This is a genomic window from Streptomyces sp. enrichment culture (genome assembly GCF_964272895.1).
Lineage (GTDB): Bacteria > Actinomycetota > Actinomycetes > Streptomycetales > Streptomycetaceae > Streptomyces.
The window spans coordinates 5,215,994-5,239,060 of record NZ_OZ186832.1 but is presented as its reverse complement, the minus strand read 5'-3'; the positions used below and the strand labels follow the sequence as shown (position 1 = coordinate 5,239,060).

Here is a 23,067-nt window from a genome sequence, read left to right as displayed (position 1 = left end):
CTCGCTGCTGATGCCCACGACACGTGCAACCACCGAGGACCGTTCTGCCGTCCGCAGTCTGCTGCGCCTGTGGCCGTACGTGCGGCCGGTGCGGGTACGGCTGTTCAGCGCCGCGTTCATCGCGATCCTCGCCTCCTGTGTGGGGCTGGTGATCCCGCTCGTGCTGAAGTGGGTCGTGGACGGTCCGGTCGCCGACGCCGATCCGGCGGGCGTGTGGCTGGGCGCGCTGTATCTGCTGCTGCTCGGGTTCGCCGAGGCGCTGCTGTTCGGGCTGCGGCGGTGGTTGGTGGCGCGGCCGCTGGCGGGGGTGGAGGCGGCGATGCGGGCCGATCTCTACCGGCATCTGCAGCGGCTGCCGGTCGCCTTCCACGACCGCTGGGGCTCCGGCCAGTTGCTGTCGCGGGGCACCACCGATCTGATGCTGCTGCGCATGTTCCTCGCCTTCCCGCTGACCTTCCTGCTGGTCAACGGGGTGACGATCCTGGTGGGCGTGATCATCATGCTGGCGCAGGACTGGACGCTGGGGCTGGTGATCCTGGGGCCCGCCGTGCCCGTGATCGTGATGTGCGTGGTCTTCGAGAAGCGGTACGCCGAGGTGGCCCGGCTCGCCCAGGACCAGGTCGGGGATCTGACGACCGTCGTCGAGGAGTCCGTCCTCGGCATCAGGATCATCAAGGGCTTCGGCCGCCATCGCAGCCAGGCGCGCGCCTTCCGTGAACTGTCCGGCACGCTCCGCGGCACGGAGCTGCGCAAGGCCCGGCTGCTCGCCGCGATCTGGGCGGTCATCGTCACCCTGCCCGAGGCCGCCGTCGGCGCGGCCCTCGTCGTCGGCGCGGTGCAGGTGGCCGACGGGGCGCTGTCCGCGGGCACGCTGGTCGCCTTCCTCTCGACGGCGCTGGCGCTGCGCTGGCCGGTGGAGTCCATCGGCTTCCTGCTGGCGATGAGCCAGGAGGCGGCGACGGCCACGGAGCGGTACTTCGAGGTGATGGACGCCGAGCCGGAGGACGCCGGTACCGCCGCGGACGGTCGCTCCGCAGGGCGGAACCGGCGGGCAGGGCCTCGGGCGCCGGGCACCGCCGCGACGGGCCTGCGCTTCGACGCCGTCACCTTCCGCTACCCCGACGCCCCGCCCGGCTCGCCCCCCGTCCTCGACCGCATCGACCTGCACATCCGTCCCGGCGAGTCCATGGCCCTCGTAGGAGCCACCGGCAGCGGGAAGACGACCCTCACCGCACTCGTCCCGCGGCTGCACGAGATGACCAGCGGCCGGATCACCCTCGACGGCGTCGACATCACCGCCATCCCGCGGGACGAGCTCCGCTCGCTCATCGCCGTCGCCTTCGAGGAACCCACCCTCTTCTCGGCGAGCGTCGGGGAGAACGTCCTCATGGGCGCCCCGGACACCGCGGGCCCCGACGACCTCGCCCGGGCCCTGGAGATCGCGCAGGCGGACTTCGTGCACGCGCTCCCCCAGGGCACCGACACCCAGGTCGGCGAGCAGGGCCTGAGCCTGTCCGGCGGCCAGCGTCAGCGCCTGGCGCTGGCGCGGGCGGTCGTCGGGCGGCCCCGGTTCCTCGTGCTGGACGACCCGCTGTCCGCACTGGACGTGCACACGGAGGCGGCCGTGGAGGCGGCGCTGCGCCGCGTGCTGGCCGACACCACCGCGCTGATCGTCGCGCACCGCCCCTCCACCGTGCTGCTCGCCGACCGGGTCGCCCTGCTGTCCGGCGGACGGATCGCCGCCGTCGGCACGCACCACGAACTGCTGCGCACGAACGCCGAGTACGCGCATCTGATGTCCGGAGCGGACGAGGAGGCCCACCGATGACGGCGACCGCCGCGAGCCCCACGGCCAAGGACACGAGCCACGACGAGGAACGACTGCGCACCGACGACCCGTTCGACAGCGACAGCCTGCCCTCCCCGCCGGGCGCGGTGGGGGCGCTGCTGCGCTCGCTGCTCGCCCCGATGAAGGCCCGCGTCGCGCTGACCACGCTGGTGCTGCTGCTCCAGCAGGCGGCGGTGCAGGCGGGTCCGCTGCTGGTGGCGTACGCCATCGACGAGGCCGTGCCCGCCTTCCGCGCCGACGACCACGGGCCGCTGATCGCGGTCGGCGCCGGCTATCTGCTGTGCGCGCTCGCCGCGGGCGCTCTGCAGTACGCGTTCATCGTGACCTCCGCCCGCGTCAACCAGGATGTGCTGCTGGACCTGCGCGGCCGTATCTTCCGGCACGCGCAGGCGCTCAGCCTGGACTTCCACGAGCGCTACACGAGCGGCCGCCTGATCTCCCGCTCCACCACCGACGTGGAGTCGCTGCGCGAGCTGCTGGACGAGGGGCTGCAGGAACTGGTCGGCGTCGTGCTGTCCTTCCTGTACATCTCGGCCCTGCTGCTGTGGCTGGACCTCGGGCTGGGCGCGGTCGCGGTCGCGTCGTTCGTGCCGCTGTACGGGCTGGTGCGGCTGTACCAGCGGCGGGCGGCGCGGGTGTACGAGGAGCGGTCGACGGCGATCGCGGCGGTGATCGTGAAGTTCGTGGAGACGATGAACGGCATCCGCCCGGTGCGCGCGTTCCGCCGCGAGGCGGTCAACGACGCCGAGTTCCGGGTGCTGAACCGGCGCCACGAGCGCAGCAACGGCGACGCGCTGCTGGAGATGATGCGCTATGTGGTCGGCTCCCGGCTGGTCGCCAACACGGCCGTCGCGCTGATCGTGCTGTGGGGCGCCCACCGGGTCGCCGACGGCGGGCTCGCGCTGGGTGTGCTGGCGGCGTCGGTGCTGTATCTGCGGCGGCTGTACGACCCGATCGACCGGCTCGGCATGTTCCTGAACTCCTACCAGTCGGCGGCCGCCTCGCTGGCGAAGATCGCCGGTCTGCTGGCCCAGACGCCGACGGTGCCGGAACCGGCGCAGCCCCGGCAGCTGCCTGCGTCGAAGGGCGGGCTTCCGGGCCGCGAGGTCGTCTTCGACGGTGTCCGGTTCGCCTACCGCACCGGCGGCGAGGTGCTGCCCCGCTTCGACCTGACCCTGCCGGCCGGGCAGACCGTCGCGGTGGTCGGCTCCACCGGCGCGGGCAAGTCCACGCTGGCCAAGCTGCTCGCCCGGTTCTACGACCCGACCGAGGGGCGGGTGCTGCTGGACGGGGTGGACCTGCGCGACCTGGCCGCGCCCGAACTGCGGCGCGGGGTGGTGATGGTGACGCAGGAGGCGTTCCTGTTCTCCGGCACGGTCGCCGAGAACATCGCCCTCGGCCGCCCCGACGCCGACCGCGAGGACATCGAGCGCGCGGCCAAGGCCATCGGCGCCCACGACTTCATCAGCGGCCTGCCCGACGGCTACGACACCGACGTACGCAAGCGGGGCGGCCGTATCTCCGCCGGCCAGCGGCAGCTCGTCGCCTTCGCACGGGCGCTGCTCGCCGATCCGGCGGTACTGATCCTCGACGAGGCGACCAGCTCCCTGGACATCCCCGGAGAGCGGGCCGTACAGCGGGCGATGGCGACGGTCCTGCACGGCCGCACGGCCGTGGTGATCGCGCACCGGCTGTCCACGGTGGAGATCGCCGACCGGGTGCTGGTGATGGAGGGCGGCCGGATCGTCGAGGACGGCACCCCGGCCGCACTCGTCGCGGGCACCGGGCGGTTCTCGGACCTGCACCGGGCGTGGCGGGACAGCCTGGCATGAGGGGCGTCCGCCCGGCGGCGGTAGTGTGGATGACCGGCCGGCGGGCGGAGGGATGATCGGCATGAGCGAGCGGGACCGAACCGAGGCGGAGGAGCGGCCTGATCCCGAGACGGAGCGGCTCGCACAGCGGATCGAGTTCCTGTTCACGTATGTGCAGCCGCTCGGCCGCCGCTACACCCTGCAGGAGGTGGTCGACGGGATCCGCGCCTCGGCCGGGCCGGGCGACCCGAAGATCTCGGTGGGGCGGCTGTGGACGCTGGTCAAGGGCCGGGCGGGCAACCCCACCGTCGGCACGCTGCGGGCGCTGGGTGACTTCTTCGGTGTCCCGCTGGCGTATTTCATCGACGACGAGGTGGCGAACCGGGTCACCGCGCAGCTCGCGCTGATCGCGGCGATGCGCGCCAACGATGTGCGGTCCGTGGCGCTGCGCGCGGCCACCGTGGCGACCATGTCGGCGCAGGGCGTGGACATGGTGCGCTCGCTGGTCGAACGCAGCGGTGTGCCGGAGACCGAAGAGGCGGTCTCGTCGCAGGTGACGGGGCCGGATCCCGCCTGACCGTTCGCATAGACTCGGCACAGCGCGCGGACGGGGCCGCGTGCAGGGGGCTGTGCGGACGCGGGGGGCGCGCATGGAGGAACAGGTCTGGCGTCGTTTCAAGGCGCGCTGCGACGACCTGATCCGGCAGCTGGACGTTCCGCTGCCGTTCACGATCGAGAGCGTGGCCGACGCGGTGGCCCGGCGACGCGGGCGGCCGCTGCGGCTGATTCCGCTGCCCGAGGAGGAGGGCGGCGGATCGGGGATCTGCGGAGTGTGGATCGCTTTCGCCGACGTCGACCACGTCTACTACTCGGTGGTGACGAGTCCCGTCCACCAGACGCACATCGTGCTGCACGAGCTGGCCCACATCCTGCTGGACCACTGGCAGGAGGGTGAGCCGGACCCGGAGGCGCTGCGGCGCTTGTTCCCCGACCTCGACCCGGCCATGGCGGCCCGGCTGCTGGCCCGGGACCGGACCCGGGCGTCCACCGGCCAGGAGCAGGAGGCCGAGCTGCTGGCCTCGCTGATGTGGCAGCACTTCGACGCCGTGCCGGCCGCGCTGCCGACCGCCTCTCGGGCGACGGCCGACACCCTCTCGCTGGTGATGTGCACCTTCGCCGAGTCCTACGAATGGAGGGCCGATTGAGGCCGTATGAACTGGTGATGCTGCCGCTGCTGTGGCTGCTCACCCTGTACGGCCTCGGCAAGTGGCGGTCCGCGCCGCGGCTCCACCGGGTGCTGTCGGCCATGTGGGCGTGCTGGGCGACGGCGGTGACGCTGGGGACACCGGCGGTGCGCCGGGTGGTCGACGCGGTGATCGGCGTCGCCAGCGTCACCAATCTGCTGGTGCATGTGGTGGGGCTGGCCGGGACGGCGGCCGTCCTGGAGTTCGTACGGGAGGCGACGGGACGGGCCCGGGGACGGATCTCGCGGTGGACCGTGGCCGGATGGGCGGCCGGGGCGGCCACGCTGACCGCCGCGTTCGCGGTGATGCCGCGGCCGAGCGGTGAGGTCGTGCTGCTGACCTACAGCCAGGGCTCGACGGCGGGGTACGCCTACTGGACGATGCAGGCCGGGTACAACGCGATCGGCCTGGTGGTGGCCGCGCGGCTGTGCTGGACCCAGGGGAGGTACGCGGCACCCGGCCCGGCCCGGACGTCACTGAGGCTGATGCGGGTCGCTCTCGTGCTCAACGGGGTCCATCTGCTGCACCGGCTCGTGTATGTGACGGCCCAGCACTTCGGCTGGCCGGTCCCGGAGTCCGCCGTGATCACCGGAACCACCCAGGTCCTGCTGGCACTCACCTGGCTGCTGTTCGCGCTCGCGGTCCTCTGGCCCGCGCTCGCCGAGTACCGGAGCAAGCGGGTGGCCGCCCGGCAGGCCGACCGGATCGCGCCGCTGTGGGAGTTGCTGCGGACCGCGACGCCGGAGGTGGTCCTGCCGCTGCCGGAGGAACTGCGGCGCAACAACCCCCGCCTGCGGCTGTACCGGTACGTGATCGAGATCCGGGACAGCGCACTCGCCCTCGAACGGCATATCGGCGCCGACCGTCCGCCCGCCGCCGAGGCGGGCCTGCGTGCGGCGAGGATCGACGGTGACCGCCTCGCCCCCGCTGTCGAGGCGGCGCTGATGCGCTACGCCCTGACGGCCGAGCTGGCGGGCCGGGAGGGGGTTCCCGAGGGCCGGCCCCAGGTGCGGGAGGCGCTGGACATGGACGACGAGATCCGCTGGTTCGCCCAGGTCGCGGCGGTCATCGAGCTGCCGGCGGTGGTGGCCGTGGCGAACGGCCTGTACGCCGCGCCCGGCACACCGGTGAGCGGCGCGCCGGGCGACGGCGGTGGGGTCACCTGACGGTCACACGCGTGCGTCCCAGTTGCCGGAGACGGGGATGTCGCCGTCGTCGCCCCAGGTGATCTGGTCCAGAAGGCTGCCGTCGGCCGCACGGAGGTGGAACTGGTGCGAGCCCGGACGCCAGACACCCAGGTTCTCCGGCCCCGTCCCGTCCCAGTCACCCGACACCGGCAGATCACCCACCGTGCCGTAACCGACCTTGCGCAGACTCCCGTCGTCCATCCGCAGATGGAACTCCCGCGTCGACGGCCGATAGACACCCACATTGTCGGCATGACCGCCGTCCCAGTTCCCCGACACCGGGATGTCCCCGTCATCACCCCACGTGATCTGAGCGAGCAGCGAGCCGTCGTCCTTACGGAGATGGAACTGATGGGTGGACGGACGCCAGATACCGACATTGTCGGCACTCCCACCGTCCCAGTTGCCCGACACAGGCACATCACCGACCGTGCCCCAACCGACCTTCCGCAGACTGCCGTCGTCGTTACGCAGATGGAACTCCCGCGTCGACGGCCGGTAGATGCCCACGTTGTCCGGACCGACACCGTCCCAGTTGCCCGACACCGGCCGGTCACCCACCGTGCCCCAACCGACCTTCCGCAGACTGCCGTCGTCATTGCGCAGATGGAACTCATGCGTCGACGGCCGGTAGACACCCACATTGTCCGGACCCGGATCGGACAGGGCGCTGACGATGCGTGCACCGTCGGCCGCCTGGGGCTGATATCTGTCGGGGTACGCGGAGTTCTGGACGGCCTGGCAGACCTCGCCGATCGGCCGGGTCTGCCAGTTGCTCACCTCGAGCATCGCTTTGAGGAAGGCGTTGGTCGCCCAGGCCGGGTCCATCCGCTCCTCGAAGGAGCCCCAACTGGCCCGCTGCTGGAAGAGGCCCACGCTGTCGTGGTCCTCCATGTTGGGGTTGTTGCGCAGGGTGGTCTCGACGATCGAGGTGGTGACGGCGATGACGGCGGCTCGTTCGGACAGGCCGCGGGCGCGCACGGCCTTGACGATCGCGCGGGCGCACGAGACCCGGTAGGAGGTCATGTAGCCGCGCAGGGTGCCGGTCAGTGTGCCGTTCAGCTGGTTCGCGAGGGTCTGGTCGGAGTCGTGAACCGGTCCGCAGGAGTAGTCCGGGACGGCGGTGACGGCGGTCGGGTCGGAGAGGTCGACCCTGTCGTCGGCCAGGGCGGCCGGCGCCGCGGTGAGAAGACCGGCGGCGAGGGCGGTGGTGGCGGCGACGGCGGCGAGATGGTGGCGCACAGTGCGATTCACGGTGAGGAGCTCTGCTTCCGGTGCGGGTGCGGTGAGAGGGCGTCACATACGGATCGCCGGTGGCGCGACAGGCCGTCGCGCCACCGGGGAGTGCCGCTCGGGGGGGGGTTCAGCTGCGTGCGTCCCAGTTGCCGGAGACGGGGATGTCGCCGTCGTCGCCCCAGGTGATCTGGTCCAGAAGGCTGCCGTCGGCCGCACGGAGGTGGAACTGGTGCGAGCCCGGACGCCAGACACCCAGGTTCTCCGGCCCCGTCCCGTCCCAGTCACCCGACACCGGCAGATCACCCACCGTGCCGTAACCGACCTTGCGCAGACTCCCGTCGTCCATCCGCAGATGGAACTCCCGCGTCGACGGCCGATAGACACCCACATTGTCGGCATGACCGCCGTCCCAGTTCCCCGACACCGGGATGTCCCCGTCATCACCCCACGTGATCTGAGCGAGCAGCGAGCCGTCGTCCTTACGGAGATGGAACTGATGGGTGGACGGACGCCAGATACCGACATTGTCGGCACTCCCACCGTCCCAGTTGCCCGACACAGGCACATCACCGACCGTGCCCCAACCGACCTTCCGCAGACTGCCGTCGTCATTGCGCAGATGGAACTCCCGCGTCGACGGCCGGTAGATGCCCACGTTGTCCGGACCGACACCGTCCCAGTTGCCCGACACCGGCCGGTCACCCACCGTGCCCCAACCGATCTTCCGCAGACTGCCGTCGTCATTGCGCAGATGGAACTCATGCGTCGACGGCCGGTAGACACCCACATTGTCCGGACCCGGATCGACCACATCGTCGACGATGCTGTTGTTGCGGACCGGCTTGAAGGTGCCGTACCCAGGGAAGTACGGGTAGGGGATGGTCCGGTAGTGCACGCCGGTGCCGGTGAACTCGTAGCCGTGGTACGAGGTGCGCGACGAGTCGGTCCATCCCGCGAAGAGGGCGATGTGGCCGTTGGCGAGGGCGGCGTCGTTGAGCAGGGCGTCGCCGGGCTTCAGGTCGTCCTTGGTGATCCAGGAAGCGACACCGTTCGGGACGAAGCTGGTGGTGTCGAGTCCGGGAGCGGCGAGGTTCCAGGCCATCGAGACGTAGCCGGAGCAGTCGGTGCGGTAGCCCTGGTACCTCCCGTTCCAGTTGTACACGAGCCCGAGGCCGACCCAGGAGGCCGCTCGCTGGATCACCTCACTGCGGCTGATCTCCGTCCCGGCGGCCGTCTCGGCTGTCGCGACGGACGGGCCCTGGCCCGCACCGCCCTTGTCGATGGCCGCGATCGCGGCGGACGGCGGAGCGGGGTCGTTCTGCGCGGCCACGGCCGGTGTGGTGGCCGCGACGCCGGCGACCAGCATGGCGGCCGCCGCGACGACCAGCGCGCGGTTCAGGGCATGAGTGGTGGACATGAAGAGTTCCCCCCGGTTGCTGAGATGTGACCTCAGATGCCGATGTGACGGCTTGTCACGGCAGCATCATTCACACGATCTCCGCGCGGAGTCAATCTTTATTGAAACCACCGCTCTCACATCACGACCGGACCGGCGCAGATCAGCTGCCCGATATATGCGGATTCTTCAGCCATCAGTGGGTGGATTGCGGCAGCTCAGCAGCCCCTCCACGCCTTCCGTCCAGCTCTGTTTTTTCAGTTTTCTGTCATCCGTCGGTGCGCACCGAGCCCTGGTACCCGCCCTTCGCGAGGTCCAGTGCTTACGATCACGGGGGATCTACGGGCGGGGGAGGAACGTGTACGAGGACCCGGGCACACCCGACTGCCGAAGTGCCGGGCGCTACTTGTGGTGGCTGGTGATGCGGCAGGCGGGGCGGTCTGCGGCGGGGGCCGTGCTGGCCAGCGTGTGGATGACGCTGCTGGCCGCGACGCCGTATCTGATGTCACGGGCGATCGACGAGGGGCTGGAGACGGGCGACTTCGGGGCGCTGGCCGGCTGGTGCGGGGCGCTGGTGGCGGTGGCCGCGCTCACCGCCTGGGTGGGGATCCTGCGGCACCGCACGATGACCCGGGTGCGGATGGACGCCAACTTCCGCACGGTGCAGGTGCTCGTGGACCACTGCGTGCGGCTGGGCGCGGAGCTGCGCCGGGGGACCGGCGCGGGGGAGGTGGTGACCATCGGCGTGGGCGACGTCCGGACGATCGCCACGTCGCTGACCGCCGTGGGGCCGGGCTTCGGCGCGCTGATCGCCTTCGCGGCCGTCGCGGCGCTGCTGCTGTCGGTGTCGCCGCCGCTGGCGGTGCTGGTGCTGCTCGGGGTGCCGGTGCTGGCGCTGGTCGTGGGGCCGCTGATGAGACGGCTCCAGGGCCGTGAGTCCGAGTACCGCGAGCGCCAGGGGGTGCTGACCGCGCGGATCGCCGACCTCGCGGGCGGGCTGCGGGTGCTGGGCGGGCTGGGCGGCAAGGAGCTGGTCGCGGGCGCCTTCCGCCGTGACTCCCGGTCCCTGCGGGCGCAGGGCTACCGGGTGGGCGCGGTGACCAGCTGGATGGAGTCCCTGGGGGCCGGGCTGCCGGTGCTGTTCGTCGCGGTGCTGACCTGGTTCGGGGCGCGGCTGGCGGCGCGGGGCGAGATCACGGTCGGCGAACTGGTCTCGGTGTACGGCTATGTGGCGGCCCTGATGTGGCCGGTGTCGTTCCTCGTCGAGTGCAGCGGGCAGATCAGCCGTGCGCTGGTGGCCGCCGACCGCGTCGTCCGCTTCCTGCGCCTGGAGCCCGCGCCGGACTCCGGCACGTCCGACGCCCCCGCCGGACCGGCGGCCCTGCACGACCCGGCCTCGGGGGTGACGGTGCGACCCGGCGGGCTGACGGCACTGGCGGGCGGGCGCCCCTCCGACGCGGCGGAGGTCGTCGAACGGCTGGCCCGCTACACGCCGTCGGACGTCACCTGGGGCGACGTGCTCCTGTGCGACGTGCCGCTGCCCCAGGTCCGCTCCCGCATCCTCCTCGCCGACGCGGAGGCGGATCTGTTCGCGGGGCCGCTGAGGGAGGTCGTGGGCGGCGACGACACCGCGGCCTTCCACGCGGCGGTCGCCGAGGACATCGTGCAGGGCCTCCCGGACGGCCTCGACTCGGCGATCGACGCCCAGGCCCGCAGTCTCTCCGGCGGGCAGCGTCAGCGGATCCGCCTGGTGCGGGCGCTCCTGGCCGACCCCGAGGTCCTGCTGGCCGTGGAGCCCACCTCGGCCCTGGACGCCCACACGGAGGCGAAGGTGGCGGAACGCGTGAAGGCGGCCCGCCGGGGCCGTACGACGGTGGTGACGACGACGTCCCCCTTGGTGCTGGACCAGGCGGACACGGTCCACTACTTGGTCGACGGCAAGACCGCGGCCACCGGCACCCACACGGAACTGCTGAGGACGGAGCCCGGATACCGGGCGTTGGTGGCGAGATGACGGCAGGAAAAAGACACGGGGAACCGCGCGACAGGGCACGACGGACCGGCACGCGGCAGACGGCCGAGGGCACAGGCCCCCTCCCCGTAGCCACTGCGCACCAGGTACGCCGCGCCGCACTCGACCTCGTCCGCGCGGACGGGCGCGCCTTCGCCGCCACCCTCGCCCTGAACGCCGCGGCCGCGGCGGCCGCGGTCGCCGCCCCCTGGCTCCTGGGCCGGATCATCGACGAGGTACGGGGCGGAGCCGGCGTATCGGTGGTGGACCGCCTGGCGCTGGCCATCCTGCTGTGCGCGGTGGCCCAGCTGCTGCTGACCCGCTGGGCCCGCTATGTGGCCCACCGCTTCGGGGAGCGCACGCTGGCGAGGGTGCGCGAACAGTTCGTCGACAGGGCACTCGCGCTGCCCTCCTCGACGGTGGAGCGGGCCGGCACCGGGGATCTGACGGCACGCGGCACCGCGGACGTGGCCGCGGTGGGCGCCACCCTGCGGGACGCCGGGCCGGACCTGCTGGTCAATGCCGTGCAGGCGCTGTTCATCCTGGGCGCGGTCTTCGCCGTGGACCCCCTCCTCGGCGCCGTCGGCATCCTCTGCCTCGGGCCGGTCCACTGGGCGCTGCGCTGGTACCTGAGAAGGGCCCGCGACGCCTACCTCAAGGAGGGCGCGGCCAACTCGCAGGTGGCCGAGGTCCTCTCCGCGACGGCGGCCGGCGCCCGTACGGTCGAGGCGTTCGGCCTCGCCGCCCACCGCATCGCGGCGAGCCGGGACGCGCTCGAAGAGTCCCGCCGCACCCGCGAGCACACGCTGTTCCTGCGGTCGGTGTTCTTCCCGGCGGTGGAGCTGTCGTACATCCTGCCCGTGGCCGGCGTCCTGCTGCTCGGCGGTGTGCTGCACGCCCATGACGCGGTGAGCCTCGGCTCGGTGGTGGCGGCGGCCCTCTACATGTACCGGTTCGCCGATCCGCTGGACCAGATCCTGATGCGGGTGGAGCAGCTCCAGTCCAGCGGCGCCTCCTTCGCGCGCGTGGAGGGGCTGGCGCAGGCCGGGGGCGCGGCCCCGGAACGCTCGCCGGCACCGGCGGACGACCGGATCGAGGTGTCCGGCGTGCGCTACTCCTACGGCCGGGGCGGCGAGGTGCTGCGCGGCGTGGATCTGACGGTGCGGCCCGGGGAGCGGCTCGCGGTGGTCGGGCCGTCCGGGGCCGGGAAGACGACGCTGAGCCGGCTGCTGGCGGGCGTGGACGCGCCGACCGAGGGCTCGGTGACGGTGGGCGGGGTGCCGGTGGCCGCGCTGGACCCGGAGCAGCTGCGGCGGCAGGTCGTCCTGGTCACCCAGGAGCACCATGTCTTCCTCGGTACGGTTCGCGACAATCTGCGCATCGCCGCGCCGGACGCCGACGACGAGCGGCTGTGGGCCGCGCTGGCCACGGTCGGCGCCGACGCGTGGGTGCGGGAGCTGCCGGGCGGCCTGGACGCCGAGCCGGCCGGTCCGGGCAGCCGGGTCGACGGCCCGCGCGCCCAGCAACTGGCGCTCGCCCGTGTCGTGCTGGCCGACCCGCACACCCTCGTCCTCGACGAGGCCACGGCGCTGCTGGACCCCGCGACGGCCCGGCACGCCGAGCGCGCCCTGGCCGCCGTACTGCGCGGACGTACGGTCATCGCGGTCGCGCACCGGCTGCACACCGCGCACGACGCGGACCGGGTGGCCGTGATGGAGGACGGCCGGCTCACCGAACTGGGCACGCACGAGGAGCTGGTGGCGGCGGACGGGGCGTATGCGCGGCTGTGGCGGACCTGGCACGGGGAACCGGAGTCCCTCAGGTGACGGGGAGCTGGATCCCGTCAGGCGACGCGGAGCCGGATCTCGTCGGGTGACGGCGGGCCGGATCCCGTCAGGTGACGGCGGGCCGGATCCCGTCAGGTGACGCGTCCGCATAGCGGACGTGAACTCCCGGACAACGGACGATTTCCAGCCAATCTCTTGACGCGGTCCTGACAGAACGCCTCGTCGCCTGCCACTCTTCCCACGGCCGACCCGCAGCAACCCCACCGTCCGCTGGGGTCATGGCCACTGCTCCGACGCACGTGGTTGTTCACGCACCACCCCGTTCTGCCCGGACGGCCCACCCGCTGCCCGGTCTCCCCCGGTCGCGCATCCCGCGGCCCGCAGAAGGAGTCAGTGTTGAGACGCAGTTCCTCCCACAGACGCACCTCCCACACCCCGCACCACCTGCACCGCAAGGCCGCCGCCGTCGCCCTCGTGGGCGTCTCCGCGCTGCTGGCCGCCGCCGTCCAGGCCGGTTCCGCCTCCGCCGCCCCCGAGCAGTCGCCGGTGGCCGCGGGCAAGCCGAACCCGGGCGCCGTACCCGCCAAGCTCACCCCCGCCCAGCGCGCGGAGCTGATCCGCGACGCGCAGGCCGGCACCGCGGACACCGCGCAGGACCTCGGCCTCGGCGCCCGGGAGAAGCTGGTCGTCCGTGACGTGGTCAAGGACGCCGACGGCACCCTGCACACCCGCTACGAGCGCACCTACGCGGGCCTCCCGGTGCTCGGCGGCGACCTGATCGTCGCCACCGCGAAGGACGGCACCCGCGAGGGCGTGGTCAAGGCGACCCGAGCCACCATCAAGGTGACCTCGCTGACCCCGTCCGTCGCCGCCGGCCGCGCCGAGAAGCAGGCCCTCGGCGCCGCCGAGGCCGAGCACGCCAAGGACGCGGACGTCGACCGCGCCCCGCGCAAGGTGATCTGGGCCGCCACCGGCAAGCCCACCCTCGCCTACGAGACGGTCGTCGGCGGCCTCCAGCACGACGGGACCCCCCAGGAACTGCATGTCGTCACCGACGCCACCACCGGCGAGAAGCTGTACGAGTGGGAGGCCGTCCAGAACGGCACCGGCCACACCGTCTACAGCGGCACCGTCCCGCTGACCACCACCCAGTCGGGCTCGACGTACAACCTCACCGACGGGGCGCGCGGCAACCACAAGACGTACAACCTCAACCGGGGCACCTCCGGCACCGGCACCCTCTTCTCCGGCCCCGACGACGTCTGGGGCAACGGCACCCCGTCCAACCTGGAGTCGGCCGGCGCCGACGCCCACTACGGGGCCGCGCTGACCTGGGACTACTACAAGGCGCAGGGCCGCAACGGCATCCGCGGCGACGGCGTCGGCGCGTACTCGCGCGTCCACTACGGCAACAACTACGTCAACGCCTTCTGGTCCGACGGCTGCTTCTGCATGACCTACGGCGACGGCTCCGGCAACGCCAACCCGCTGGTCTCCATCGACGTGGCCGCCCACGAGATGACGCACGGCCTGACCTCGGCGACCGCCAAGCTGGTCTACAGCGGCGAGTCCGGCGGTCTGAACGAGGCCACCTCCGACATCCTCGGCACGGCCGTCGAGTTCTACGCCAACAACTCCTCCGACGTCGGTGACTACCTCATCGGCGAGGAGATCAACATCAACGGCGACGGCACCCCGCTGCGCTACATGGACAAGCCCAGCAAGGACGGCGCGTCCAAGGACAACTGGTACTCGGGCATCGGCTCGATCGACGTGCACTACTCGTCGGGCCCCGCGAACCACTTCTTCTACCTGCTGAGCGAGGGCAGCGGCGCCAAGGTCATCAACGGCGTCAGCTACAACTCGCCGACCGCGGACGGCCTGCCGGTGACCGGCATCGGCCGCGCCAAGGCGGAGCAGATCTGGTTCAAGGCGCTCACCACCAAGTTCACCTCCAACACCAACTACGCGGGCGCCCGCACCGGCACCCTCGCGGTCGCCGGTGAGCTGTACGGCACGACCAGCGCCGAGTACAAGGCGGTGCAGGACGCGTGGGCGGGCGTCGCGGTCGGCTCGCGCTCCGGCGGGGGCGGCGGCACGACGTTCGAGAACACCACCGACGTCTCCATCCCGGACCGGGGTGCCGCGGTCACCTCGCCGATCACCGTCACCGGCCGCACCGGCAACGCGCCGAGCAACCTCCAGGTGGGCGTGGACATCGTGCACACCTACATCGGCGACCTCCAGGTGCAGCTGGTCGCGCCCGACGGCACGGCGTACACGCTGAAGGCGTACGGCACCGGCGGCAGCGCGGACAACATCAACACCACGTACACCGTGAACGCCTCCTCCGAGGTCGCCAACGGCACATGGCTGCTGCGGGTCCAGGACAACGCGGCGATCGACACCGGGTACATCAACGCCTGGAGCCTGACGTTCCCGTAGACCGTATGTGACGCACGTCCCTCTGCCGCCCCGGTGCTCGCCGCCGGGGCGGCTTAGTCTTGGGTGGCATGTCCTTCACCTATGACGAGGTCGGCGCGACACGTCGTGCCGGCTACTGTCCGCCCGGCTTCCACCCGCTGCACGTCCGTACCCGGATCGGGGAGGGCGAGGCGGTGTTCCGGCGGGCCGCGGAGGCCGTGTGCACCTGGGAGATGCACCGGGCGCTGGGCGTCGGGATCGACGCGAGCGCCGAGCGGGCGGATGAGGGCGTCGACGTCACCGTCACCCTCGCCGGGGTGATCAAGGCGCCCTGTCGGGTGGTCTGGACGGTCGACGAGCCCCGGCGGGCAGGATGGGCGTACGGCACGCTGGCCGGTCACCCGGAGTGCGGTGAGGAGGCGTTCGTCGTGGAACGGACGGGGGACGGCACGGTGTGGCTCACCGTGTCGGCGTTCAGCCGGGGGGCCAAGTGGTATGCGCGGGCGGGGGGGCCTGCGACCCGGAGCTTGCAGCATGCGTACGCACGCCGGTGCGGGAAGGTGTTGCGGGAGTTGTGTGCCGGTTAGGGGGCGGGGCTTCTGCGCGTTGCGGGCTGCGGGTATGTCGTGGCTGGTCGCGCAGTTCCCCGCGCCCCTTGAGGTAGGTCCGCTGAACGTCCCTTTTCCGGGGCGCGGGGAAGTGCTCAGACCCGCGTCACCTCATCAGCACCCCCGCCGCCTCCACCAGCTCCCCCGACGGGACCGCCAGCAGCCCCAGCTCCGCACTCGACGCCATCAGCCGATGCGCCGGAAGGATGCGGACCGTGTACCCGAAGGGACCCGTGCGGTCCAGGGAGAGCGGGCCCTCGTAGCACCAGCCGCCCTCCAGGTCGGGGCCTGACGTCGGCTTCAGGGCGACCGTCGCCGCGTCGGTGATGCGGTCGTCGGAGTCGACGCGGCCGGAGACGGCCTGCACCTCGACGTCGTCGGGGGCGAGGTCGCCGAGGCGGACGCGGACCCGCAGGGTGAGGGTGGAGCCCAGCTCGGCGGTGGCCGTGGCCGCGGAGGTCTCCAGGTGGTCCACGGCGACCCCGTGCCACGCCCGGCGCACCCGTGCCTTCCACACGGCCAGTTCACGGGCCGAGCCGGCGTCCATCGCCCGGTGGGCGTGCGCGGCGGGCGTGTAGAGGCGTTCCACGTACTCGCGGACCATGCGGCCCGCCAGCACCTTCGGGCCGAGCAGGGTGAGGGTCTGGCGGACCATCTCGATCCACCGCTCGGGCAGCCCCTGCCGACCGCGTTCGTAGAAGCGCGGGGCGATCCGCTGCTCCAGCAGGTCGTACAGGGCGGCGGCCTCGATGGCGTCGCGGCGGTCGGCGTCGGTGCCGGCGCCGTCCGCGGTGGGGATCGCCCAGCCGAAGTCGGGCTGGAACCACTCGTCCCACCAGCCGTCCAGCACCGAGAGGTTGAGGCAGCCGTTGAGGGCGGCCTTCATCCCGCTCGTGCCGCACGCCTCCAGCGGGCGCAGGGGGTTGTTCAGCCAGATGTCGCAGCCCGGATAGAGCTTCTGCGCCATCGCCATGCCGTAGTCGGGCAGGAAGACGATGCGATGGCGCACGCGCGGGTCGTCGGCGAACCGCACCAGCTCCTGGATCAGCCGCTTGCCGCCGTCGTCCGCCGGGTGCGCCTTGCCCGCGACGACGATCTGCACCGGCCGCTCGGGGTGCAGCAGCAGGTCCATCAGCCGGTCGCGGTCGCGGAGCATGAGCGTCAGGCGCTTGTACGACGGGACGCGCCGCGCGAATCCGATGGTGAGGACGTCCGGGTCCAGGACACCGTCGATCCAGCCGAGTTCGGCGGTACCGGCGCCGCGCTGGCGCCAAGAGGCCCGCAGCCGGGACCGTACCTCCGTGACCAGCTGCTCGCGCAGGCCCCGGCGCAGGTCCCAGATCTCCTGGTCCGGGATGTCGGCGACGGCGTCCCAGCGGTCGGAGTCACCGACGGTGAGCGCGTCCTCGGTGCGCTGGACGCCGACCTGCCGGGTGCCGAGCTTCAGGACCTCGGGGGCGACCCAGGTCGGGGCGTGCACACCGTTGGTGACGGAGGTGATCGGCACCTCGTCGGGGTCGAAGCCGGGCCACAGGCCGGAGAACATCTCGCGGCTGACGTGGCCGTGCAGCAGGGAGACGCCGTTGGCGCGCTGGGCCAGACGCAGGCCCATCACGGCCATGTTGAAGAGGTTGGGCTCGCCACCGGCGTAGGTCTCCATGCCGAGGCGCAGGACGCGTTCGACGTCGATGCCGGGGAGTTCGGCGCCGGGGCCGAAGTGCCGGGCGACCAGCTCGCGGTCGAAGCGGTCGATGCCGGCGGGCACGGGGGTGTGCGTGGTGAAGACGGTCCCGGCCCGCACCGCCTCCAGCGCGGAGTCGAAGTCCAGCCCCTTCTCGCACAGTTCGGCGATGCGCTCCAGGCCGAGGAACCCGGCGTGCCCCTCGTTGGTGTGGAACACCTCCGGCTCGGCGTGCCCGGTCAGCCGGCAGTACGTGCGCACCGCCCGGACACCTCCTATGCCGAGCAGCATCTCCTGGAGCAGCCGGTGCTCGCTGCCGCCGCCGTAGAGCCGGTCGGTGACACCGCGTTCACCGAGGTCGTTCTCCTCGACGTCGGAGTCGAGCAGCAGCAGCGGGATCCGGCCGACCTGCGCGAGCCAGACCCTGGCGTGCAGCGCCCGGCCGCCGGGCAGGGCGAGGGACACCTGGGCGGGGCTGCCGTCGGGCTCCTCCAGGAGGGCAAGCGGCAGCTCGTGCGGGTCGAGGACGGGGTAGTGCTCCTGCTGCCAGCCGTCGCGGGAGAGGGTCTGGCGGAAGTATCCGTGCCGGTAGAGCAGGCCGACCCCGATCAGCGGCACTCCCAGGTCGCTGGCGGCCTTGAGGTGGTCGCCGGCCAGGATGCCGAGGCCCCCGGAGTACTGGGGCAGGGCGGCGGTGATGCCGAACTCGGGCGAGAAGTAGGCGACGGCGGCGGGCAGCCCGGCGGGCTGCGCCTGGTACCAGCGGTCGCCGTGCACATAGTCGCCCAGGTCGTCGACGGCCGCGGTCAGCCGGCGCAGGAAGCGGCGGTCCTCGGCGAGCTCGGCCAGCCGCCTCGGCGGCACACTGCCCAGCAGCCGTACGGGGTCACCGTCCGACGCGGCCCACCGCTCGGGGTCCACCGACTGGAAGAGGTCTCTCGTCTCGGCGTGCCACGACCAGCGCAGATTGCGTGCCAGATCGCTCAGGGGCCTCAGGGGTTCGGGGAGCACGGGCCGGACAGTGAACCGACGGATCGCCTTCACATTCCACCTCGTCGAACGCGCGCAGGAGGGACACACGTCGGCGTGCGTCCCGTCGTCGTCATCGACGGTAGTGGTTACTTCACGGTTGGTGGGGCGTGTCCCGAGCGTGTGGCGGTTTCCTTGAACTCGACGTCCTCGGGGAGGCGGTGCCCGAACTGTTCGAGACGGCGGGCCACCTCGTGCGGGGTGCGGCTGAGGCGGTGGGCGGTGTAGAGGATGTGGGTGAGGGGGACGGGTTTGTCGGCGGGGAGCCAGCGGCCGGTGGTGAGGCCGTGCTGGATCAGACACAGGAGCGCCAGGTCCTCGGCGGGTGTCCAGTTCCCTCGCAGCGGTTCGGGCGCCACCTCGTAGCCGTAGCGGCTCAGGGCCGCCGTGATGTCCCCGTGGGGTCGTCGCGTGCGGGCGGCGGCGCGCAGCACGTGATGCCACGGCACCTGCCGTCCGGCGTCCAGCCATGGCTCTGTGCCGTTGTAGTGGCGGCTCAGCAGGACCAGGTCGGTGTAGTCGTCGGGCCGACGCGGGTGGTCGTCCAGGTCGTGCACGAGGTAGCCGAGGGTCTTCAGGTGCCCCACGACATCCGCCTCGGATATGTCGTACTCCGCGGCCAGGGTCACGACCGCCGACCCCGGCAGCGGTCGTCCGGACTCGTACCCGTAGCGGGTCTCCAGGAAGTGGTTCAGGCGCTCGTAGACCTCCCGTCCCTCGGAGGCGGGCAGCTCAGGGGGTGTGAAGCCGAGCCGGGCGAGTCGCCGCACCAGATCGTCCGCGGTCAGGCCGGTACTGCGGGAGACGCTGAACACATGGTGCAGTGGCGGCGCTTCGCCCACTGTGCGCCACGGCGGGTCCCCGTTGCCGTAGAGGCTGAGGAGCCGCAGGTCGGCGGGGTCGGCGTGCTGAGGTAGGGGCAGCGGTGGGAGACGGTGTCCGGCGGCCCTCAGGGCCTCGGCGATCTGGTTCGCCCGCCCGGGGAACACCTTCGCCGCGAGGACCAGGTGAGCCAGGGGTACGGGCTGGTCCCGGGGCAGATCGGCACCGCCGGGTCGGAGCTTCCTGCGCAGCACCCTTCGGCGCAAGGACCGGCTGTCCCGCAGCCATGCGTCCAGTGCCTGCTCGGAGGGCACGCGGAACCCCAGCGCGGCGACCAGAGGCGCGGCGGTGCGGGGATCGCATCCGTCCACGCTCAGATACTCGGCGTTCACCTCCTCACCCGGACGGAACCACGGCGGCAGGGCGTCGGCATCGCGGCTGAGCATCTTCGCGAGGCTGCGCGGAACCTCCCCGTCGGATGCGAGGGCGGCGGCCAGGCGCTCGAGGTGCGCCTGCTCCGGCAGAGAGACGCCCAGGTCGCGCAGCCGGTCCACCACGTAGTCGAAGGGCAGTCCGCTGCGCCGTACCGTGGCGACCAGGGCCCCCGGCAGCAGCTCGTTCTCCTCGCCGACGTATTCCAGCAGCAGATCGTCGGTCGGCCGGCCGCCCAGGAGCTGTGGCGCCCGTACTCCGGAGCCCGGATCGGCGGCGGCCCATACCCGCGCCCGCCATTCGCCCAGGGCGTCCTGGTCCTCCGTGACCACCTCCCCCGCTCCGGTCGGCGGATGCTGCTCGACCAGCCACTTGTCGGCGGGGCAGCAGCCGACGGCAGCGGGGTCCACCGGCAGTACCGCGCCGGAGCGGGTCCGCAGCGGCAGCCGAGTCCCCCGGGCGACCACCTGCTGCGCGATACGGTCGGCCAGCAGGCCCTGCAGCGCGTCCGGGGCCTGCCCCACGGGCAGTCTCCGCCCCTCGTGGGCCCAGCCCCCGAGCATCAGCGCCTGCAACCACTCCAGCGACAGCACCCGCGCGTCTTCCTCGAACAGCGCGGGGATCTTGGCCGTCAGGAGCCGGCTCACGAACTCCTCGTGATCGTCCAGCATCGCCGTCCGGTCGACGGTGAGAGTCGGAGCGTGTTTCCCGGTGAGGTTCACGACCACCCCGAACCGGTCCTCGCCCGCCCACAGCCCGTCCGCGAGCACGGCCCCGCCACCGGGGCACCACCACACACCGTCTCCGGCGTTGTACGGCGCGACCGTATCGCCGTCCGGCGAGTGCCACGACCTGGTGAGGGAATCCGCCCGGTCGGGACCGACGTACGCCGACAGCTCCCCGGCGCGCCAGCGGAGCTCCTCCCGGCCCTCCTCCCGTACCGTCACATCGAAGTCGGACACCCACAGCTGCCGCCGTAGCACCTCCCCGCAGGAGATCTTCTCGGCGGGGTCGCGCAGATACAGCCGTACAGCCGTGCCGGCCCGTACGGCGGGCCCCGCGGACTGTATGCGGAACAGGGCGCCGGGGCCGTCGATATGGACGATCAGCCGTTCACCGACTGTCATTTCCCTGCCGAGCCGGACGGTGCTCACCCGGATCTCGTCGGCGAGCATGAAATAGCTGAGGACGCCCACGCCGAAGCGGCTGTTCGGATGGAACTCGATGCCCGCCTCGTCCCACTCGGCCCACTCCCCGAGGAACTCCCGTTCCTCCACGAACCGGTTGCCGGCGAAGGCGAAGAGGCGGCGCAGTTCGTTGCGTCCCATGCCGATGCCGTTGTCGCGGCACTCGATGTAGGCGCGGCCGTCGTCGTCCACGCCCTGGCCGAACTCGATCTCGCCCTGCCAGTCGACCCGGTCCTCCGGGCGGCGGCGGTTCCACAGCTGTGTGCGCGCCCTGCGGTACCGGCAGGCGTCCAGCGCGTTCTGGTACAGCTCGCGCAGGGCGAGCGTGCGGTCGCGGTAGAGCTGTTCGCCCATGAGCAGGTCACGGACCCGGTCGCCGTCGAGCCGGAAGCGGACGTCGGCCGCGTCGTAGCGGGGCCTGCCGTCCGCTCCGGGTGCGGCGGCGACCCGGCCGGAGCCGAAACCGGTCGGGACGCCCCACGCGGTGAGGTCCGTGCCGTCGGGGCGCGCCTGCAGGGCTCGCACCGTGCGGTCCAGCGCCTCGGTGTGCTGGTGCAGGGCGAGTTCGACGGCCTCGTGCGGGCACTGCGCGGAGAGCACCCGGCGCGGTCCGTCGGGCTGCCAGGTGAGGGTGCGCAACGCCGCCCGGAAGGCGGTGCCGTCGACCGGGGCGCTGATGCCGAGGTGCTCGGCGACCAGGGAGGGCAGCAGGACCGGGTCCACGGCCATGTGGTGGGCGATGGTCAGCAGGGTGGCGATCCGGCCCCAGTCGACCGTGTGCTCGTGGGCGTAGGCGGCCGCCACCGTGTCCGGCTCCGCGGTCCCCGTCCGTTCCAGGTCCAGGCCGATCAGCTCCACCAGCCGCCACAGCCGGGCGGGGTCGAGGACGTGGCCGACCAGGGGCGGCGCGAACTCCGGCTCCTCGGGCAGGAGGTCCAGGCCGGCGATCCCGGACCGGCGTACGGCGTCCCTCGTGGCGGGCAGGCGCAGCAGCCACTGCCGGGACAGCCACCAGGCGACGGCACGGGCCTCGTCCTCCCGGCCGCGCTGGCGGGCTCGCCGCTCGCGGTCCTGCAGGGCCCGGTGGCCGGAGCAGTACCGCTCGAAGGCGCCACGGGTGGCGAAGCCGCAGTCGGTGTCGGCGCCGGGTCCCTCCTCCAGGGTCCAGGGGCGCAGGTCGCGGGCGAGGTACGCGAGGCGGGTGCCGAACGCGGTGAACAGGTAGGGCCCCAGGACGAGCAGGGCGGCCTCGGTGAGGCTGAGGTCGCGTGCGGGCCCCGTCGTGCCGTGCAGCATCGTGCCGACGAACCGCTCCATGCGGCTCTCGCACCCGGCGGGCCGCCACACGTCCCCGTGCCGCTCCAGCCACGCGTCCGCCTCGTCGGTCTCGTGCCCCCAGTGCCCGGCCAGCCGGGCGACCGCGGCGCGCACCTGCTCGACCGCCTCGTCCCGCTCGGTGTCGGACAGTTTTCCGGCCCGCACCCGGCGCCATGCCTCGTGCCCGCGGGCCTCCTTCTCCCAGGGGTGCTCGCCGGTCCGGCGCCGCGCGGCCGCCGCACCGCGTGCGGGGAAGAGCACCAGGCCGTCCTTGCCGGTGGCGTAGGTGATCTGGACGCCCTGGTCGGAGTGGCCCCGGTCCTGCCGCGCGATCGTGCGGACGCGCGCGTCGAGGTGGGGTTCCAGCGCGGCGAGAGTGCCGGGCGCCGAGGTGTCGCCCGCCAGCTCCGTGAGGGCGCGGGTGAAGTAGGAGAACCCGGTGTCCTTCTCGTCGCCGGGCGGGTGCCCGGGCTCCCCCGGCTCGGCGGCGAAGCCGTAGCCCGCGGTGCCGTAGCGGGCGCAGGCGTAGAGGTGGGCGTATCTCGGCTCGGCCGCGTCGTGACCGTCGTAGCCGGTGTCGCCGTGGCCCCAGGCCAAGGCGTCGCCGACGGACTTGGTGTATGTCTCCAGGGGGTCCCGGCAGGCGTCCACGGCGACGACGAGCTGCGCGGCGTACGACGCCCGCAGGAAGGTGCCGAACTCGATGCGCAGGCAATGGCTGTGGAAGCGCCGCGAGTCGTACAGGGCTGGCCCGGTGACGAGGTAGTCCGTGCCGTCGTGGTGGAAGCCGTGTCCCGACAGCACGAGCAGCAGGTGGTCGCCGGGCGCGGCGTCGCGCACGTACCGCTCGATCTCGTCCTCGATCGCCTGCACGTGCATCTGCCCGGCTTCGAGGATCTCGGCCTCCTGGTAGTCGGCCTGCTTCAGCGCCTCGGCCAGGGCCCGCAGTTCGGTGGGGATGAAGCGCAGCGGCCGGAAGCGGTTGTCGCGGTAGGTGTCCACGCCCACGAGAAGCGCGCGGAACCGCCGCTCTCCACCGCCCGGTC

At 72.4% G+C, this 23,067-nt stretch carries 13 protein-coding genes; 9 read left to right on the top strand and 4 right to left on the bottom strand.

Translation table 11 applies throughout. The annotated features are described in order from the left end of the window. The first annotated feature begins 10 nt into the window (after positions 1–10). The 5 genes from ACSU6M_RS23785 (at position 11) to ACSU6M_RS23765 (ending at position 6,070) form a co-directional block, all read left to right on the top strand. Positions 11–1,828: an ABC transporter ATP-binding protein gene (locus tag ACSU6M_RS23785; protein ID WP_437072159.1), complete on the top strand. Its 1,818-nt coding sequence runs from the start codon at positions 11–13 to the stop codon at positions 1,826–1,828. Further along, complete coding sequence (locus ACSU6M_RS23780) at positions 1,825–3,681, top strand: ABC transporter ATP-binding protein (protein WP_437072157.1); 1,857 nt, start codon at positions 1,825–1,827, stop codon at positions 3,679–3,681. The genes ACSU6M_RS23785 and ACSU6M_RS23780 overlap by 4 nt, the downstream gene beginning before the upstream one ends. A 61-nt stretch (positions 3,682–3,742) precedes the next feature. Then, on the top strand, positions 3,743–4,237 hold the full coding sequence (locus ACSU6M_RS23775; protein ID WP_437072155.1) for a hypothetical protein: 495 nt from the start codon (positions 3,743–3,745) through the stop codon (positions 4,235–4,237). A gap of 73 nt (positions 4,238–4,310) precedes the next feature. Then, the gene (locus ACSU6M_RS23770) at positions 4,311–4,865 is read left to right on the top strand and encodes a hypothetical protein (protein ID WP_437072154.1); all 555 of its coding nucleotides are present in this window, start codon (positions 4,311–4,313) and stop codon (positions 4,863–4,865) included. After that, positions 4,862–6,070, top strand: coding sequence for an MAB_1171c family putative transporter (locus ACSU6M_RS23765; protein ID WP_437072152.1), 1,209 nt, complete (start codon positions 4,862–4,864; stop codon positions 6,068–6,070). The genes ACSU6M_RS23770 and ACSU6M_RS23765 overlap by 4 nt, the downstream gene beginning before the upstream one ends. Positions 6,071–6,073: 3 nt before the next feature. Here the strand turns inward: ACSU6M_RS23765 and ACSU6M_RS23760 are convergent, their stop codons facing one another. Then, positions 6,074–7,345: a hypothetical protein gene (locus ACSU6M_RS23760; RefSeq protein WP_437072151.1), complete on the bottom strand. Its 1,272-nt coding sequence runs from the start codon at positions 7,343–7,345 to the stop codon at positions 6,074–6,076. Between the two features lie 109 nt (positions 7,346–7,454). Next, entirely contained in the window at positions 7,455–8,744 is a 1,290-nt protein-coding gene (locus tag ACSU6M_RS23755) for a hypothetical protein (protein ID WP_437072150.1), read from the bottom strand. A 337-nt stretch (positions 8,745–9,081) separates the two neighbouring features. Here ACSU6M_RS23755 and ACSU6M_RS23750 point away from each other — a divergent pair, with 337 nt between their 5' ends. The 4 genes from ACSU6M_RS23750 to ACSU6M_RS23735 all read left to right on the top strand — a co-directional run bounded on the left by ACSU6M_RS23750 (position 9,082) and on the right by ACSU6M_RS23735 (position 15,532). Next, on the top strand, positions 9,082–10,737 hold the full coding sequence (locus tag ACSU6M_RS23750; RefSeq protein WP_437072148.1) for an ABC transporter transmembrane domain-containing protein: 1,656 nt from the start codon (positions 9,082–9,084) through the stop codon (positions 10,735–10,737). Next, entirely contained in the window at positions 10,734–12,560 is a 1,827-nt protein-coding gene (locus ACSU6M_RS23745; protein WP_437072147.1) for an ABC transporter ATP-binding protein, read from the top strand. The genes ACSU6M_RS23750 and ACSU6M_RS23745 overlap by 4 nt, the downstream gene beginning before the upstream one ends. Before the next feature lie 357 nt (positions 12,561–12,917). Continuing rightward, complete coding sequence (locus ACSU6M_RS23740) at positions 12,918–14,966, top strand: M4 family metallopeptidase (RefSeq protein ID WP_437072145.1); 2,049 nt, start codon at positions 12,918–12,920, stop codon at positions 14,964–14,966. Positions 14,967–15,034: 68 nt separating this feature from the next. Beyond that, positions 15,035–15,532 carry a DUF1990 family protein gene (locus tag ACSU6M_RS23735; protein ID WP_437072143.1) on the top strand — a complete coding sequence of 166 codons (498 nt, stop codon included), beginning with the start codon at positions 15,035–15,037 and terminating at the stop codon, positions 15,530–15,532. A 127-nt stretch (positions 15,533–15,659) separates the two neighbouring features. Here the strand turns inward: ACSU6M_RS23735 and ACSU6M_RS23730 are convergent, their stop codons facing one another. Both ACSU6M_RS23730 and ACSU6M_RS23725 read right to left on the bottom strand, forming a co-directional pair. Further along, complete coding sequence (locus tag ACSU6M_RS23730) at positions 15,660–18,278, bottom strand: glycosyltransferase family 1 protein (protein WP_437072141.1); 2,619 nt, start codon at positions 18,276–18,278, stop codon at positions 15,660–15,662. A 74-nt stretch (positions 18,279–18,352) separates the two neighbouring features. Beyond that, positions 18,353–23,023, bottom strand: coding sequence for a wHTH domain-containing protein (locus ACSU6M_RS23725; RefSeq protein ID WP_437072139.1), 4,671 nt, complete (start codon positions 23,021–23,023; stop codon positions 18,353–18,355). Positions 23,024–23,067: the final 44 nt, after the last annotated feature.

Coding starts and splice junctions, on each gene's coding strand:
- ACSU6M_RS23770 (WP_437072154.1), top strand. CDS start 4,311: ATGGAGGAACAGGTCTGGCGTCGTTTCAAGGCGCGCTGCGACGACCTG.
- ACSU6M_RS23780 (WP_437072157.1), top strand. CDS start 1,825: ATGACGGCGACCGCCGCGAGCCCCACGGCCAAGGACACGAGCCACGAC.
- ACSU6M_RS23735 (WP_437072143.1), top strand. CDS start 15,035: ATGTCCTTCACCTATGACGAGGTCGGCGCGACACGTCGTGCCGGCTAC.
- ACSU6M_RS23775 (WP_437072155.1), top strand. CDS start 3,743: ATGAGCGAGCGGGACCGAACCGAGGCGGAGGAGCGGCCTGATCCCGAG.
- ACSU6M_RS23785 (WP_437072159.1), top strand. CDS start 11: ATGCCCACGACACGTGCAACCACCGAGGACCGTTCTGCCGTCCGCAGT.
- ACSU6M_RS23745 (WP_437072147.1), top strand. CDS start 10,734: ATGACGGCAGGAAAAAGACACGGGGAACCGCGCGACAGGGCACGACGG.
- ACSU6M_RS23755 (WP_437072150.1), bottom strand. CDS start 8,744: ATGTCCACCACTCATGCCCTGAACCGCGCGCTGGTCGTCGCGGCGGCC.